Raw genomic sequence first — 15,809 nt, 5'->3', positions numbered from 1 at the left:
GCCTGACGAGAAGACGACAACAGCCGGGGAGGCGTTGCATGAAGACCGTTGCGGAACTGCTCAGAACCAAGCCCAGCACCTACGTGCATCACATCAGTCCGGAGGCCTCGGTGCTGGATGCGGTCAAGCTGCTGGCCGAGAAGAAGATCGGCGCCCTGCTGGTGATGGCCGGGGGACGCCTGGTGGGGATCGTCAGCGAGCGTGACTATGTGCGCAAGCTGGCCGAGCTGGAACGCGCCGCCTTCGACGCGCGGGTTGCCGACATCATGACCGCCGAGGTGATCACCGTCGGCCCGCGTGACAGCGTGCAGCACTGCTTGCAGATGATGACCGACCACCGCCTGCGTCACCTGCCGGTGGTGGCCGAGGGCGAGCTGATCGGCATGCTGTCGATCGGTGACCTGGTCAAACAGACCATCGACGACCAGGCCAGCCTGATCCAGCAGCTGGAGCAGTACATCCGCGGCGGCTGAGTTCACACAAACTCCACACAGACTCCACATCCCTCGCACGGCGCCGCCACGGGCGCCGTCGAGACTCTCCCCACGGTCCAACCCAAGGAGAGTCCCAATGAATCGCAACCTGTTGATCAAGCTCGGCGCCATTGCTGCGCTGATATTGCTGCTGATGGTCCCGATCCTGATGATCGACGGCATGATCGAGGAGCGCCAGAGCCTGCGCGACGGCGTGCTGGAAGACATCGCGCGCAGTTCCAGTTACAGCCAGAAGATCGTCGGCCCGCTGCTGGTGGTGCCCTACCGCAAGACCGTGCGCGAGTGGAAAACCCACGACAAGACCGGCGAGCGCTATCTCGAGGAAAGCGAGGTTGGCGGGCGCCTGTACTTCCTGCCGGAGCGCCTCAGCGTCGGCGGCGACATCCGTACCGAGCTGCGTGCGCGCGGCATCTACCAGGCCCGCCTGTTCCACAGCGACAGCCACCTCGCCGGCCACTTCGAGCTGCCCGCCAACTTCGGCGTGACCGAGGACCTGGGCGACTATCGCTTCGGCGAGCCTTTCGTCAGCGTCGGCATCAGCGATATCCGCGGCATCAAGAACAACCTGGTGCTGCAGCAGGGCGAGCGCAAGCTGCCGTTCCAGCCCGGCAGCGCCGACCCGCTGCTCGGTGCCGGCGTGCATGCGCCGTTGCCGATGGCGGTGGCCGACGTGCATCAGGGGCAGCGCCTGGAGTTCGCCTTCGACCTGCTGCTGCAGGGCACGGGCGAGCTGAGCATCGCCCCGGTCGGCCGCGAGACCCAGGTCGATCTCGGTGCCGACTGGCCACATCCCAAGTTCATCGGCGAGTACCTGCCGAGTGAACGCGAGATCAGTGGTGACGGCTTTACCGCGCGCTGGCAGACCAGCTTCTTCGCCACCAACATGGAGGAGGCCCTGAGCGAGTGCGCCTACGGCGGTGAGTGCAACGCCTTCCTGGGGCGCCAGTTCGGCGTCAGCTTCGTCGACCCGGTGGACCAGTACCTGAAGAGCGACCGCGCGCTGAAGTACGCACTGCTGTTCATCACCCTGACCTTTGCCGGCTTCTTCCTCTTCGAGGTGCTCAAGCGCCTGGCCGTGCACCCGGTGCAGTACGGCCTGGTCGGCCTGTCGCTGGCGATGTTTTACCTGCTGCTGCTGTCGCTGGCCGAGCACATGGCCTTCGCCCGCGCCTATGCCCTGGCGGCCTCGGCCTGCGTGCTGCTGATCGGCTTCTACGTCAGCCATGTGCTGCACAGCTGGCTGCGCGGCGGCGGCTTCACCGCGGCCCTGGCCGGGCTCTACGCCATGCTCTATGCCCTGCTGTCCGCCGAGGACTACGCCCTGCTGATGGGCTCGCTGCTGGTGTTCGGCCTGCTTGCCGCGGTGATGGTGCTGACCCGCCGTCTCGACTGGTATGGCCTGGGCAAACCGGCCGTCGCCGCCTGATATCGACCGGGCGCGGCGTCGGCCGCGCCCCCTGCGAGGAGATCGCCATGTTGCGTTTGCTGATGCAGTTTTCCGCCTGCTTCGCCCTCGGCCTGGTGGTGGCCGGGATGCTTCTGATCGGCCTGATGTTCTTCGGCCAGTTCGACCTGATCCACGGCCTCAACCTCAGCGGCCGGCCGCTGGCCAGCGTCGCTCTGACGCTGCTGCCGGGCGGTTTCTGGGACGGCCTGACCGGCGTGCCGGATGCCGCCGGCAATGCCCATATCCAGTCGTTCCTGCAGCTGTGCGTGGCCCTGGCGCAGGTCGCCCTGCTGCTGGGCGCCGGCTTTTTCCGCCTGTGGTACCGCACATGAGCGGCCGCGTCGGACTGCGCGAGGAGTCGCGCCTGGGGCACCTGCTGGCGTGGCGTATCGCCCGCCTGTTTCCACGGCCCTTGCAGCCCTTGACGGAGCTGCGCCGGGAGCCTGCACCATGGCGCTGAAGGCAGGCACTCCCTGGTATTTCACGGTGGGCCTGAGCGGCGGTATCACCCTGGCCTACCTGCTGAGCGTGCTGCTGGGGCTTTGGCTGCCGTCCTGGCCGTTCAACGCCCTGTTCACCCCGCTGGCCGTGCTCAGCCTGGCGCTGCAGACGCCGTACCTGTGGCGCCCGCAGGCCGCCAACCTGGCGAGCTGGCGTCTGGGAGCACTCCTGGGGGCCGCCGTGCTGGCGCTGGCCTGGCTGTTGTATGGCTACGGAGGGGCACTATGAACCCGTTGACGAGTGCTCTGTATGTCGTCGCACAGCTGCTCTATCGCGCCGTGCTGCTGTGGTTCTGCCTGCTCCTGCTGCTCTACCTGTGCTACAAGCTGGCCGAGCGCAGTTATGCGATCGATGCGCTGCCGGCTCCGCTCGAAGTGGATGGCCTGGTGCTGGTCGGCGGTGAGAGCGGCTTTCGCGAAGGCTGTGGTGTCGCCGTGCTGCGCATGTCGCCCGCCCTGCGCGCGCGCCTGCAACGCGAGGGCCTGGCGGCGTTGCAGCAGGCGCGGCAGGCACGCGGCTATGCGGACGATGACTACTACCGCTACGAGCCCTGGCAGGCGCTGCCGGCGCAGGGCGATGGCGACGGGCTGGCGCCGATTTTCCTCGGGCTGCAGTGCGCCGACGCCGATGACGAGCTGAGCGCACGGATCGGCCGGGCCAGCCAGGGCTATTACACCACCAAGCACGAAGGTGCCCTGCTGGTCCTGCCGCGCGAGGGGCTGATCGTGTTCGGTTACTTCGGGTGAGCTCTGGGTCTGCGCAAGGGGGACGCCGACACCTTAGAATCCTCCGCTCAATACAGGCGAGGGTGTTCAGGGATGAAGTCGATGGGAAGAGGACTGGTCACGGTGGCCGCTCTGCTGGCCGGTATGGCACAGGCGCAGGATTGTCGCGAGCAGTTGCCGCAGATCCTGGCCAGTGCTTACGGAGCGGCACCGCCCGTGGCGCTGGAGCAGGTGATCTGCAAGGTCTGGCCGGCGCGCTCCGAGCTGACGCTGGTGGCGGTGCCGCTGCCGCGGGCCGAGCATGACGGCTATGGCGAAACCGATCTGGAGCTGCTGGTGGCCGGCAGCGCCAGCGGCCAGGTGAGTGTGAGGAAGTTGCTGCCGGGTGAGCTGGACTGGGATGCGGTCTATGTGTCTGGCATCTCGTTCGATACCGCGCCCTACTGGGTAAGCGAGAGGCGGCTGGCCTTCGGCGTGCGGGTTTCACGAAATGGTAGTTCGCGGGCCAATCCATTCTTCGAGCAGTCCTTGAACCTCTATGTCCTGGATGGCGACGCTATTCGCCCGGTGCTCAGCGATCTCGTGATGGCGGAGGGCTCCGGTGAGTGGGACACCAACTGCGCGGGCGAGTGGAACGATATGAAGCGGACCCTGGCGCTGGCCGAGCAGGCCGGGCCCAATGGCTATAACGACATCATCCTGCGTGAGAAACGCACCTTCAGCAGCGCTGAGGTCCGCGGTGATGAGTGTGTGTCGGTTGATGAAAACAGAGGGCAGCAGCGCTACCGCCTGACCTACGACGGCGAGCGCTACGGGGTGCCGAAGGAGCTGCAGCGCCTGCGCTGATCAGCGCGGTAGCGTGGCCTGCATCGACGGCCGCTGGCTGACATCGGCAAACCAGCCGGCCAGGCCCGGGAAGCGCCCGCGCCAGCCCAGCTGCGGCTGGCGCAGGTCGAGGTAGCCGAGGGCGCAGGCCAGGCCGATGGCGGCGATATCGAAGCGGCTGGCGAGTTCGGCCAGGCAGTCCTGCTCGAAGTAGGCCAGGGCGCGCTCGATCTTGTCCTGCTGGGCGGCCTGCCACTGCTCCCAGCGCTTGTCCTCGGGGCGCAAAAAGGTCTCGTAGCGCAGCAACACGGCGGCATCGAGGATGGCATCGGCCAGCGAGGCCAGGGTCAGGCGCCGCCAGCGCGCGCTACCGGTGGGGATCAGCGGCTCGCCGACATGCTGGCTGTCGAGGTAGTCGAGGATCACCCGGCTGTCGTGCAGCACGTTGCCGTCGGCCAGGCGCAGGGCCGGGATCTTGCCGGCCGGGTTGCCCTCCAGTACCGCCGCGCTGGGCGCCACCGGGCTGAGCTGCACCTCATGCAGGGCCACCCGCTCGGTCTGTCCGGTCTCATGCAGCAGCACCATCACCTTGCGCACGAACGGCGAGGCGGGGGAGTGGAACAGGGTCATGGTGCTCATGGTGGTTCTCCGTGAGGGGCTGCGGCGCGTCGGGCGCCCCGAACAAGGCCTGGTGCTTCCAGCGTCCGGCGCAGAGCGTGCAGTCGCGCCCCGTGCCGGTACGCTGACGCCGCTCAGCGGCCGAGGTGACGCTCGACCCAGGCGGCATAGGCATCGATGAACTTCTGCAGGAAACCCTCGATGCCGGCGTCCAGTTTACCGCTGTCGTCGAAGAACTTGCCGGCGCCACCCAGGTAGGCCTCCGGCTGCTGCAGCACGTAGACGTCGAGGAACACCAGGCACTGGCGCAGATGGTGATTGGCGCCGAAGCCGCCGATGGCGCCCGGCGAGGCGCTCAGCACGGCGCCCGGCTTGCCGCTGAACACGCTCTGCCCGTAGGGGCGCGAACCGACATCGATGGCGTTCTTCATCGGCGCGGGAATCGAGCGGTTGTATTCGGGAGTGACGAACAGCAGGGCGTCGGCGCCCCTGACCTGCTCACGGAAACGGCTATAGGCCTCGGGCGCCGGGCTGACGTCGATGTCCTCGTCGTACAGGGGCAGGTCACCGATCTCGACCAGCTGCAACTGCAGCGAGGGCGGTGCCAGTTCGGCCAGCGCCAGGGCCAGCTTGCGATTGATCGAGGCCTTGCGCAGGCTGCCGACCAGGACGGCGACCTTGTGGATCTTGCTCATGGGAGGCTCCTTTGCCACAGCGGACGGAAAGTGGAGCTGAAACTATAGGGCGCGGTTGACGAATCGGCCCGTTGCGCAGAAATTGACCAGACGTCGACGCAAGGCCGGCGTCCGCACAACGGTCATCCGCCTCCGGCAGGCTGGCCTCACAAGAACAAGTCCGAAGATTCCCCGACTGCCGACAGCCACCCTGTTGAGGAAATCGCCATGGCCCTGTTCGACCCGCGTTATCAGCTCGAAGCCGAAGACCCTCTCGCTCAGTGCCGCCGTGCAGCGCTGAGCCATCAGGAAATCCAGCGCACCCTGCACGCCCTCGATCGCCTGGCCTGGCGCCTGCGCGGGCGCTTGCGCGCGCACAGGCGCTAGGCGAAAGCCGCCAGCAGGTCCTCCTCCAGCGCGCGCTGTGCTTCGCTGGGCTGCCGCGCGCGATGGCGTGCCAGGCGAAATTCCACCGCGAAGCCCAGCTCCTCGGGCAGCAGGGCCCGCAGCTGGCCGCGTGCCTCCCAGGGCGCGGCGATGTGCTCAGGCAGGTAGCCGATGTGGGCGCCGCTGAGGATGAACGCCAGGCTGCCTTCGACCTGCTCGCTGCGGGCGCTGCTGGCGCCGGCCTGCCAGGGTTCGTCGGCGGCGATGAAACGGTAGGGGTGCAGCACGCCATCGCACCCTTGCAACTCGGCCGGGTCGATCCGCGTCCTGGTGAACAGGGCATGGCCACGGCCGCAGTACAGGTGCTGCGGTTCGCTGAACAGCGGCCGGTAGTCCAGCGCCGTCTGTCTGCCGGAGAAGTAGCCGATGGCCAGCTGCAGCTGGCCCTGCAGCAGGCGGCGCTCCAGCTCGGCGGGCATGGCGCTGAGCAGTTCGATCTGCACCGCCTGGTTGCGCTGGCGAAAGGCGCCGATGGCCGCGCCGAGCTTTTCCAGCACCTGGTCGGCCAGGGCCTCGGACAGGCCGATATGCAACTCGCCGAGCAGCTTGTCGGCCATGCCTTGGGCTTCGCCCTTGAAGGTTTCGATGGCGGCGAACAGCTTGCGCGTGGCGACCAGCACCTGCTCGCCCTTGGGCGTCAGGCGAAAACCCGACTTGCCGCGCTCGCACAGGCGAAAGCCCAGGCGCGTCTCCAGCTTGGCCATCTGCGTGCTGATGGTCGACTGGCCGATGCCCAGCTCGCCCTGAGCGGCACTGAAGCCGCCGCTCTCCACCACGGTGACGAACAGACGCAGCAGTTGCAGATCGAGGTCGCGCAGCTGGCTGAGCATGCCGGCTCCATACATTGATTTTTGTTGATGTCAGAGTAGATCACTTCGTATTTATCCGAAGCAATGGCCGGCGCAGGATGCCGCTATCCGCAGCCCCCGACAGAGGGGCGCGGCCAACCGATCCTGCTGAGGAATTGATCATGCGCTTGGTCGCCAGCTTGCTTGTGTGTGCCTTCGCCCTGCCGCTGCAGGCCGAGGAAAAAGTGCTCAACCTCTACAACTGGGCCGACTACGTGCCGCAGCAGGCGCTGCAGCGCTTCCAGGCCGAGACCGGCATCCGGGTCAAATACGACAGCTTCGACAGTACCGAGGTGCTGGAGAGCAAGCTGCTCACCGGGGGCAGCGGCTACGACCTGGTGTTCCCTTCCTCCAGCGTGCTGGGCCGGGCCATCTCGGCCAAGGCCCTGCAGCCCGTCGGCGAGCTGGCCAACCGCGGCAATCTCGATCCTGAGTTGCTGGCTAAACTGGCGGGCATAGACCCCGGCAATGCCTATGGCGTGCCCTACACCTGGGGCACGGTGGGCCTGGGGATCAACCGCGAGGCTGTCGAGCAGCGCCTGCCGGGCGTCGCCCTGGACAGCCTCGACCTGCTGTTCAAGCCCGAGTACGCCAGCAAGCTCAAGGATTGCGGCATCAGCGTGCTCGACTCGCCGCAGGAGGTGATCGCGGTCGTGCTCAACTACATGGGCAAGGACCCGTACAGCACCGCCGAGGCCGACCGAGAGGCCGCCAAGGCCCTGCTGGCGCAGCTGCAGCCGAACCTGCGTTACGTTGGCCAGAGCCGGCAGATCGATGACCTGGCCAAGGGCGAAATCTGCCTGGCGCTGACCTACACCGGCGATGCCGGCATGGCGGCCGCGCGTGCCAGCGAGGCGCAGCAGCCGTTCTCGGTGGTCTACCGCATTCCGCGCGAGGGCACGCTGATCTGGTTCGACACCCTGGCCATCCCCGTGGATGCGCCGCATCCCGAAGCCGCGCGGGCCTTCATCGACTACCTGCTCAAGCCCGAGTCGATCGCCGAGCTGACCAACTCGCTGTACTTCGCCAACGCCAACCGTGCGGCCACGCCGCTGTTGGACGCGGCGGTGAGTGGCGACCCGGACATCTACCCCGGCCCCGAGTTGCGTGCCCGGCTGTTCGCCGAGCAGGCGCTGCCGCTGCGCGAGATGCGCCAGCGCACCCGCCTGTGGACGGCGTTCCGCACCCAGTACTGACAACCGTTTGGCTGCTCCGGCACCGAGCGGCCCGTTCGAGACTACGACCATGGACCATGCATTCGACAACGACCAGGCGATCACCCGCGACAGCCTCTATGGCACCGCAGCCGAGCCGACCTACGCCGGTATCACCAGCTTCATGCGCCGCCGCTACACGCGCGACCTGCGCGGCTTGGACCTGGTAGTCAGCGGTGTGCCCTTCGACACCGCCACCACCAACCGTCCGGGCAGCCGCTTCGGGCCGCGGGCGATTCGCGCGGCCTCGATCCAGTCGGCCTGGGCCCGCCACTATCCCTGGGAGTTCGACCCCTTCGATCTGCTGGCCTGCGTTGACTACGGCGACTGCCACTTCGACCACGGCACGCCGCAGGACACCCCGGCGGCCATCGAGGCCCACGCCGAAAGGATTATCGACGCCGGCTGCGCCATGCTCACCCTGGGCGGCGACCACTTCATCAGCTACCCGCTGCTCAAGGCCCATGCGAAGAAGCACGGCCCGCTGGCGCTGATCCATTTCGATGCGCACAGCGACACCTGGCCGGACGAGGAAGTCCAGCGCATCGACCACGGCACCATGTTCTACCACGCCGCCCGCGAGGGCCTGGTCGATCCGGCGCGCTCGGTGCAGGTCGGCCTGCGCACCACCAACGACGACGTGATGGGCTTCCAGGTGCTGGATGCGCGCCAGGTCAACCGCAGCACTCCGGAGCAGATCGCCGAGCTGATCCGCGCTCGCGTCGGCGATCAGCCGGTGTACCTGACCTTCGACATCGACTGCCTCGACCCGGCCTTCGCTCCCGGCACCGGCACGCCAGTGTGCGGTGGGCTGTCCAGCCACCAGGCGCTGGAAATCCTGCGCGGCCTGCGTGGCATCAACCTGGTCGGCATGGACGTGGTCGAGGTGGCGCCGCCCTATGACCACGCCGAGGTCACCGCACTGGCCGGCGCCACCCTGGCGATGGAGATGGTCTGCCTCTACGCCTACCGCCACAAGCGCGGCTAGTCGGCGGCATCCTGCGCCAGCAGGATCAGCCGCAGCTGCGCGGCCCCCGGCGACAGGCTGTGGCCGGCGCGGCTGACGATGCCGTAGGCCGAGTGCTGGCTCAGCGCCACGCTGATCTGCAGCGGCGCCAGGCGCCCGTTGGCCACGTCCTGGGCGATCACGTCCCAGGGCGCCAGGCTGACCACGTGGCTGCTGGAAACCAGTTCCTTGAGCACCATGAAGTTGTCGCACTGGATGGTCAGCGGGCTGGCGCCGGCGCCCAGGTTGCGCAGGGCGGCGCTGACCTCCTCGGGCAGCTGGGTGCCGGCCAGCGGGTAGTCCAGCAGGTCCTGCAGCCCCACCGGCTGGCGCTGCAGCAGCGGGTGCTGCGGGTGGCAGAACAGCACGCCGGGGTGCACCCGCAGCGGCTCGATGTGCAGCTGCGGGTCGCCCTCGAACTCGCGGATATCGGCGACGAACAGTTCGATCTCGTCATCCAGCAGGCGCCGGCGCAGCTGCTGCCAGTTGTCGATCAGCAGGTGCAGGCGCACCCGGGGGAAGCGCTCGGCGAAACTGCCCATGGCCTGCGGTACCCGCCGCGCGGCAGGGTAGGGGCCGGCGCCCAGGCGCACCTCACCGCTGGCCAGGTTGCCCAGCTGGCTCACCGCATTGCTCAGCGCCTGGCTGCCGGCCAGCAGGCGTCGTGCATGTTCCAGCACCAGCTGGCCATGGGCGGTGAGGCTGATACCGCGACTGTGGCGGTTGACCAGCGCGCAGCCCAGGCTGCTTTCCAGGGCCTGAATGCTGCGGCTCAACGCCGGCTGGCTGAGGTGCACGGCTTCGGCGGCGCGGGCGAAGTGGCCGTGCTCGGCGAGGGCGACGAAGTGGCGAAGCTGGCGTAGATCGTTCATGCGTATCTCGCATCGGTATTTCGAATGGAATGCATTGGAATTATCACAAGGCCTTTGCCAGTCTGCCAGGCGAGATAACAACAACGAGTTCGCCTCCCATGTCTGCACTCCGTCGTTTCAGCGGCCTGCTCCTGGCCGCCACCCTGTCTCTCGGTGCCCTGGCCGCGCTGCCCGAGGAACAGATCACGCCGAGCATCCACCCCGAGCTCAAGGCGCACACCGCGCATTTCAACCAGAAGCTGTATCGGGTGGCCGACAACGTCTGGTCGGCGGTGGGCTGGCAGCTCGGCAACGTGGTGGCCATCGAGGCGCCCGAGGGCCTGATCATCGTCGACACCGGCGAGTCGGTGAGCGAGTCGCGCAAGATCATGGCCGAGCTGCGCAAGGTCAGCGACAAGCCGGTCAAGGCGGTGGTCTACACCCACTTCCACCCGGACCACATCAACGGCGTGCAGGCGTTCGTCAGTCCCGAGCAGGTGGCCAGCGGCGAGGTGCAGATCTACGCCCATGAAACCCTGCTGGCCAACGTGGTAGCCCAGGGCGCGCAGGTCGGTCCCATCCTCGGTGTGCGCTCGGCCTACAGCTTCGGCAGCTTCCTGCCGGCCGCCGACAACCAGGACATGAACGCTGGCATCGGCCCGCTGGCCAAGGCCGAGCCGTCAACCTTCATCGCGCCTACCATCACCTTCAAGGAGCGCCTGGACACCCGGGTGGCGGGCCTGCCGGTGCAATTCCTGCATGCACCCAGCGAGGCGCCGGACGAAATCGTGCTGTACCTGCCCGACAACCAGGTGCTGATCAGCGCCGAGGTCGATCAGGGACCGACCCTGCCGAACATCCACACCCTGCGCGGCACCAAGTTCCGTGATCCGGTGCAATGGGTGGCCAGCCTCGACCTGCTGCGCTCGCTCAAGGCCGAGCACATGGTGCCGCTGCACGGGCGGCCGGTCAGCGGCGCCGAGCAGGTCGAGGAAGTGCTGCGCATGACCCGTGACGGCATCGCCTATATCCACGACCAGACTGTGCGCTGGATGAACAAGGGGCTGACCCCCGACGAGCTGGTCGAGAAGGTCAAGCTGCCGCCGCACCTGGCCGGCTACACCCCCTACCTGCGCGAGTACTACGGCACGGTCAAGCACAGCGTGCGGCAGATCTACAACGGCTACCTGGGCTGGTTCCAGGGCGACCCGGTGGACCTCGACCCGATCCCGCCGAAGGACAAGGCACAGCGCCTGATCGCGCTGATGGGCGGCCGCGAGAAGGTCCTGCTGGCCGCCGGCGAGGCCTACCTCAAGGGCGATTACCAGTGGGCCGCGGAGCTGTCCGGATATGCCATCCGAGTGGACAACGAAGACGCGCTGGCCCGCGACATCAAGGCCCGCAGCCTGCGCAAGCTGGGCTACGCCAGCATGAACATCAATTGGCGCAACTGGTACCTGAGCAGCGCCATGGAGCTGGAAGGCAAGTTCGACGGCGACGACGTGCGCGAGCAGTCCCAGGTGCTGCGCGGCGTATTCCTCTCACCGCAGATGGTGAAGAACTTCACGCCGCAGGCCTTCCTCGGCAACTGGGTCACCCGCATCGACCCGGAGAAGGCCGGCGATGTGCAGATGACACTGGGCTTCGAGTTCCCCGACGTGGGCGAGCAGTGGGCGCTGGAGGTACGCCGCGGCGTCGCCCAGTTGCATCGCGGCATCCCGGAGGGCACGTCGCTCAGGCTGACCATGAACAAGAGCTTCATGGACACCCTGCTGACGGGGGAAGGCGGGCTGGTCAAAGGCGCACTGCTGGGCGACGTCAAGGTCGACGGCAGCCTGCTCGATATCAAGACCTTTCTGGGGTGCTTTGACTTCGCCGAGGAACCCTTTGGCCTGACCGTGCGCTGATTGCTAGTCATCAAGCTCTTGCCGCCGGTGTAGCAGGCGCCGGCACTACAAAGACGAAAGCCGCGCAGTGCGCGGCTTTGAAGATGGTGGGCCCACACGGACTCGAACCGTGGACCAAAGGATTATGAGTTGCCTAGAAACGCTGCAAGCCCAGTGAAATCGGGCGTAGCTTGGTGCAGGTACAGTGAGCTGAAAGTAGCGTGTTTCTTGATGTTGAGCGTAATTTGGCGAAATGGGTAGAAGCTGGTCACTGTACCGCTGGTGTACCTCATTCAAGATTGGACGAGGACGCTGATATCAATGGTCTGAGGCCATTTTGGCCGAGAATTACGGCTTCTCGGACGACGTCAATGGAAAAGCCAGTCTGTTCTGACCAGCTCTTCAAACAGCGCTCTCGTGAGTCTCGTGATACATCCGAGAGGCTATCCGCGTCGTACATCGCAAAGTACAGCAAAAGAAGAGAGTTTTGATTTGAGCGGGGTTCGACCGAGGCAGAAGCATCGTCGGCGATGTTGGATACGCTGCCTGACGTAAGGTTCGAGCGTGCGGTCGCACGGGCTTGAATGTTTTTGAGAACCTCTCGTATTACGGCCTTGGTGTCATCTTGTAGTGCCTGGCTAAGCTCTTCTGTCCGACGTATCGGATTTTCCGACTGCCAGATGTCGCGGATGAGATCCTCGATGTTCTGATTCATTGCTTTTTCCAGGTGGCCGTGAGTTTTTCAAAGCTCTATTGTGCGGAGGATCAGCCCCGCTGGCTAGGCTGTATTGCGGCCTTTACTGCCCCCCAAATGATTGCTGCCATTTCCTCAACGCTGCGCCTGTTTCCTTCGGTGTCTTCAATGTCTACTTTTCTTAGAGCTGGGGTCTCGTGCAGGCTCCGAAAGTAGAGATTAACCGCTCGCTGAAGATCTGATGACGCCTCGTGAATGTCCGCTTGGCCTTCTGCGTAGGCCCGTGTGGGGTCATTTGCTCTCACAAGATGAGCCCCTTCCAGGTAGTGTCGATCAGAGGCTGTCAGAACAATTTCAAGGTCGGGGCGTGGTAGCTCATAAACGTCATACTCAAGCCAGCGCAGTAGGTCGTCCAGCTGCGCTCGGCGCTGGTCGTCGGGAATTTTGGCTCCTTGGAATGCAATGTTAGATGCAACGTATCGGTCACATAGCACGACAGTACCGGCGCTTAATGCTTCTATGATGCTTTTACGCGCGACAAGACGATCAGCAGCGAATGCGAGCCCCAGGAATTCTGGTGTGACTTGCCCAAAACGGCCTCGCAGAAAATCACCAATCAGTTGGCCGATAGGTGTACCTGATTTGTTGGGGAAGTCGTAAGTCACTGTACGTCGACCTTGTGATTCGAGCTGGTTTTTCAGCATGTTCAGCTGCGTGGACTTGCCAAGCCCGTCACCGCCCTCGATGATTACCAAGTAGCCTGGCTGAATTTCTGAAAGGGATGGCATTGAAAATTACTCCGGATAAATTTGCGCTCGCCGATGCGCGTCACTTGTTCTTCAGGTCGCGCACCACGGTTGCACTTGTTTTTGCCTTTTTCCTGGTGCTAGGGATTTATCTAGCTACGCTCGACAACGCATTCGCACTGTCTATCGGAACGTCGTTGATTGCAGGGGGCCTGATGTCTCTCGCCACGCTATGGATAGAGCAGATAAGAAATGGCGAAGAGATCAGGATAAAGGATCTCATCCAGACGGGGCTGGTTGCCGCCTATCCCCGAAGGAACCTGACAGAAGAATACGATGCGCTTGTTGCTGATGCCAAGGTTATTGACGTCACTGGCTACACGCTTAAGTCGTTTAGCGAGCAGAATGAAGCGGTGCTTAGGGCAAGGGCCGCGAAAGGAAAACCAATCAGGGTTCGTATCCTTTTGGTTGACCCCGATTCGGAGGCTTCTCAGATCATGGAGGCAGCTGAGAATCAATCAGCTGGACAGTATTTGGGCTCTCGGAATGCTTTGCTCAAGGCGCTTGGTAACATTGAGGGTGTAGAGGTAAGGCTATCAAAGCGCCATCTCTCCATGATGGTTTATAGAATTGACGATACGCTTTTTACTGGCCCATATCCCGCATCTGCTAAAAGTGCCACAGCATTTACTCTGAAGCTTGGTAAGGGCTGGCTGTTTGAAAAGCAGATGGAGGATTTTGATGCGCTTTGGCAGACGGCAAGTGTAGCTATGCCATCCGTGGACGCTAAGTAATCGTCATCGCGCTTGATAGTATTCTTGCTGCTGTTTCTGAGCTTTCTCCGTAGACTATAGCCAGCGGGTCCCCTTCTTGTATTTGTGTGCCGTCCTGTGCAATAAGTTCGATTCCTCCTTGGTTTATCGTGTCGCTGAGTTGGCTATTCTGTACATATGAATTTATTATATTGTTTGCTATGTCTGCTATTGATACTGCATTCCACATTAGTGTGCCTGGGCGTGAGGCCAGTACTGTCGTTTTCTTAAGGTTGCCGAGAACTGTATTTCGTGGATTGTTAGCGAAAGAGCGTATGTAATTGTGGTCTGCGCCATGGTCTGCAAATAGGGCGAGCATTGCATCGAATGCCTCTCCATTATTGAGGGCTATTTCGGCTCTCTTACATACTTTCTCTGGATCTAAGTCAAGCTCCTTCGCAAAGGTCTTAATAAATCCTAACGAGGTTGTAATCTCTCTTTGGCCTGATTTATCGCGGATGTCTCCTCGTAGTAATTCGGACGCTTCAACTAGTTCTGTGCTTGAGCCTATTGATCGGCCAAGGATGTTTGCGGATTTTCTGAGTTTTGTGACGATTTTGACATCGTTTGATTTTCCGATCATCTCACACATAATTCCGAACTTCTCAGCCTCTAAGCGGGTTTGCAAAAAAGCTGTAGGGCCGTGCAGTATGTCTAAAATAATGACGTCAGCGGGTAATGCGATTTGCTTAGACATTATGCTAGATGACATCAAGCCAGTGTCTGCTACGGTTCCGGTTTCACCGCGAATGCGGTACATCATTGCATCACGAGGGCATAATTCTGTACCTGCTGAGAAATAGCGAACTGGGCGATCTACTCCATCCCATATCGGAAGTTCGGCCGCACTAGCAATCTTGAATCCAGGGATTACCGCAAGCTTGTCACGAGTACCTCCGGTATGGGCTAGTTTAGCTGCGACTAGAAAGGGAGAGCACCAGCGGAACTCATGCGCAAGAGCGCGCATAAGTGGGGGAAGTAGCAATGCTTGTTTTTCTGATATTCCACCAGTTGGATATCGTCTGGCTGAGATTGTTCTGTTCTGATAGCGGACTGCGGGAGGTCCTGCTAAGAAGCGTGTAAGGTTCGTTGCCTCTGATAGAGTAACCCCGCGTATGAATGCATCTGCAAGCCAGTAGCCGGCAGCTGTCTCACTGCAAACATCCTTTAGTTCTGGGGAAAACCAGCGCCCAGCAACTCTTTCGAGAGTTTGCAAAGAAGTTGCTTGGCCGAGCATTGTTGCTGCTTCACTACCTTTGCTGAAAGTCTGCTTAATTATAGTTTCTGCATTAATTACTGCTTGAGTTGCAGCGGCTTCAGTGGTTAACCCGCCGGCTTGGATAAGTCTGAGGGCGCAGCCCGATTGCGCGGGTGTAAGAGGCGAGGAGAGCAAAGCTGTTGAGTTGTCTCCTCGGCGGATTGCTGCGGTGGTTTGGGCAAGAGTCAGAGCTACTGATGCGGACATATTGCTATTCCAATGGAGGCGGCTACTTTGCGAGCAGTGATCTCTGGTGTCGCTGATGTCTGATTAATAATTATTAAGCGAGTGCCGTGATCTTCTGCTGCTTTCCTGCAAGCTTGCTCCATTTTGGCTTGCATCTCGAAGTGCTTAGTTAGTTCTGCCGTGCGGTCAAAGTCCCTGTCACGGCGATCCATGAATTCATGCCAAGTTTTCTCGTCTAGTCGGAGAAAGATTAATAGATCCGCTTTGGGGAGATTTTTCCAGTCTGCTTGAACCATTGCGTGCGCGGTGGGAAAGTAGGGGTCGTCTCTAGATAGCAGCCACTCAAAAGAATCGTCGCCAAGATAACAGGCGATAAGAATATCGTAATAGCTGTCAATTACAGACAGCCTGCCGCTCTTCCTGGTCTCGTTTGCTTTGAATAACTGAGGTACACGCACTGTTCGGAACCAAGTCAAAGCAGTAAAAGCACCGACAGTAGCTCTTTCCCTGACCAGCTCTGGCCACGCTGACTCTTCTGGCTCAAGGTGCACTTCAGCATTAATCAACCGCCCTAGGG

19 protein-coding genes are annotated in these 15,809 nt (G+C 62.7%); 11 read left to right on the top strand and 8 right to left on the bottom strand.

Annotated elements, in window-relative coordinates; all coding sequences use genetic code 11:
* Positions 1-38: 38 nt before the first annotated feature.
* The 6 genes from PA6_RS05545 (at position 39) to PA6_RS05520 (ending at position 4,013) form a co-directional block, all read left to right on the top strand.
* Entirely contained in the window at positions 39-473 is a 435-nt protein-coding gene (locus PA6_RS05545) for a CBS domain-containing protein (RefSeq protein ID WP_021699907.1), read from the top strand.
* A gap of 97 nt (positions 474-570) precedes the next feature.
* Positions 571-1,920 (top strand): cell envelope integrity protein CreD, encoded by a 1,350-nt coding sequence (creD, locus tag PA6_RS05540; RefSeq protein WP_021699906.1) that lies wholly within the window; start codon positions 571-573, stop codon positions 1,918-1,920.
* A gap of 50 nt (positions 1,921-1,970) precedes the next feature.
* Complete coding sequence (locus tag PA6_RS05535) at positions 1,971-2,273, top strand: hypothetical protein (protein WP_043216340.1); 303 nt, start codon at positions 1,971-1,973, stop codon at positions 2,271-2,273.
* 118 nt (positions 2,274-2,391) lie between these two features.
* Positions 2,392-2,670 carry a hypothetical protein gene (locus PA6_RS05530; protein WP_021699904.1) on the top strand — a complete coding sequence of 93 codons (279 nt, stop codon included), beginning with the start codon at positions 2,392-2,394 and terminating at the stop codon, positions 2,668-2,670.
* A complete protein-coding gene (locus tag PA6_RS05525; protein WP_021699903.1) occupies positions 2,667-3,188 on the top strand; it encodes a hypothetical protein in 522 nt (173 codons plus the stop codon). Before PA6_RS05530 ends, PA6_RS05525 begins: the two co-directional genes overlap by 4 nt.
* A gap of 81 nt (positions 3,189-3,269) precedes the next feature.
* Positions 3,270-4,013, top strand: a complete 744-nt coding sequence (locus tag PA6_RS05520) for a PA3715 family protein (RefSeq protein ID WP_021699902.1) — start codon at positions 3,270-3,272, stop codon at positions 4,011-4,013.
* Here the strand turns inward: PA6_RS05520 and PA6_RS05515 are convergent, their stop codons facing one another.
* Together PA6_RS05515 and PA6_RS05510 are read right to left on the bottom strand one after the other, a co-directional pair.
* On the bottom strand, positions 4,014-4,631 hold the full coding sequence (locus PA6_RS05515) for a glutathione S-transferase (RefSeq protein WP_021699901.1): 618 nt from the start codon (positions 4,629-4,631) through the stop codon (positions 4,014-4,016).
* A 113-nt stretch (positions 4,632-4,744) separates the two neighbouring features.
* The gene (locus tag PA6_RS05510; RefSeq protein ID WP_021699900.1) at positions 4,745-5,305 is read right to left on the bottom strand and encodes an NADPH-dependent FMN reductase; all 561 of its coding nucleotides are present in this window, start codon (positions 5,303-5,305) and stop codon (positions 4,745-4,747) included.
* A gap of 207 nt (positions 5,306-5,512) precedes the next feature.
* Here PA6_RS05510 and PA6_RS23325 point away from each other — a divergent pair, with 207 nt between their 5' ends.
* The gene (locus PA6_RS23325; RefSeq protein ID WP_021699899.1) at positions 5,513-5,671 is read left to right on the top strand and encodes a hypothetical protein; all 159 of its coding nucleotides are present in this window, start codon (positions 5,513-5,515) and stop codon (positions 5,669-5,671) included.
* Here PA6_RS23325 and PA6_RS05505 read toward each other — a convergent pair.
* Positions 5,668-6,561: a LysR family transcriptional regulator gene (locus PA6_RS05505; protein WP_021699898.1), complete on the bottom strand. Its 894-nt coding sequence runs from the start codon at positions 6,559-6,561 to the stop codon at positions 5,668-5,670. The genes PA6_RS23325 and PA6_RS05505 overlap by 4 nt on opposite strands.
* A 140-nt stretch (positions 6,562-6,701) precedes the next feature.
* Between PA6_RS05505 and PA6_RS05500 the strand changes: the two genes are divergently transcribed.
* Positions 6,702-7,775 (top strand): polyamine ABC transporter substrate-binding protein, encoded by a 1,074-nt coding sequence (locus PA6_RS05500; protein WP_021699897.1) that lies wholly within the window; start codon positions 6,702-6,704, stop codon positions 7,773-7,775.
* Between the two features lie 49 nt (positions 7,776-7,824).
* The gene (gene speB, locus PA6_RS05495) at positions 7,825-8,781 is read left to right on the top strand and encodes an agmatinase (protein WP_021699896.1); all 957 of its coding nucleotides are present in this window, start codon (positions 7,825-7,827) and stop codon (positions 8,779-8,781) included.
* On the opposite strand, the gene PA6_RS05490 is transcribed toward speB, so the two are convergent.
* Positions 8,778-9,671, bottom strand: coding sequence for a LysR family transcriptional regulator (locus tag PA6_RS05490; protein ID WP_021699895.1), 894 nt, complete (start codon positions 9,669-9,671; stop codon positions 8,778-8,780). The genes speB and PA6_RS05490 overlap by 4 nt on opposite strands.
* A gap of 98 nt (positions 9,672-9,769) precedes the next feature.
* Between PA6_RS05490 and PA6_RS05485 the strand changes: the two genes are divergently transcribed.
* A complete protein-coding gene (locus tag PA6_RS05485) occupies positions 9,770-11,557 on the top strand; it encodes an alkyl/aryl-sulfatase (protein WP_021699894.1) in 1,788 nt (595 codons plus the stop codon).
* A gap of 268 nt (positions 11,558-11,825) precedes the next feature.
* Here the strand turns inward: PA6_RS05485 and PA6_RS23320 are convergent, their stop codons facing one another.
* Both PA6_RS23320 and PA6_RS22670 read right to left on the bottom strand, forming a co-directional pair.
* Positions 11,826-12,251: a hypothetical protein gene (locus PA6_RS23320; RefSeq protein WP_021699893.1), complete on the bottom strand. Its 426-nt coding sequence runs from the start codon at positions 12,249-12,251 to the stop codon at positions 11,826-11,828.
* 50 nt (positions 12,252-12,301) lie between these two features.
* Positions 12,302-13,018, bottom strand: coding sequence for a dTMP kinase (locus PA6_RS22670; protein WP_021699892.1), 717 nt, complete (start codon positions 13,016-13,018; stop codon positions 12,302-12,304).
* Between PA6_RS22670 and PA6_RS05480 the strand changes: the two genes are divergently transcribed.
* A complete protein-coding gene (locus PA6_RS05480; RefSeq protein WP_081693943.1) occupies positions 13,018-13,770 on the top strand; it encodes a hypothetical protein in 753 nt (250 codons plus the stop codon). The genes PA6_RS22670 and PA6_RS05480 overlap by 1 nt on opposite strands.
* On the opposite strand, the gene PA6_RS23315 is transcribed toward PA6_RS05480, so the two are convergent.
* Together PA6_RS23315 and PA6_RS23720 are read right to left on the bottom strand one after the other, a co-directional pair.
* Positions 13,763-15,253: a hypothetical protein gene (locus PA6_RS23315; RefSeq protein ID WP_147289517.1), complete on the bottom strand. Its 1,491-nt coding sequence runs from the start codon at positions 15,251-15,253 to the stop codon at positions 13,763-13,765. The two genes, PA6_RS05480 and PA6_RS23315, sit on opposite strands and share 8 nt — an antisense overlap.
* Positions 15,238-15,809: hypothetical protein (locus PA6_RS23720; protein WP_021699889.1), on the bottom strand; the 572-nt coding region annotated here is incomplete at its 5' end. The genes PA6_RS23720 and PA6_RS23315, both read right to left, overlap by 16 nt.

The sequence above is a fragment of the Aquipseudomonas alcaligenes NBRC 14159 genome, assembly GCF_000467105.1.
Lineage (GTDB): Bacteria > Pseudomonadota > Gammaproteobacteria > Pseudomonadales > Pseudomonadaceae > Aquipseudomonas > Aquipseudomonas alcaligenes.
This window is presented reverse-complemented; position numbering and strand designations above follow the sequence as displayed.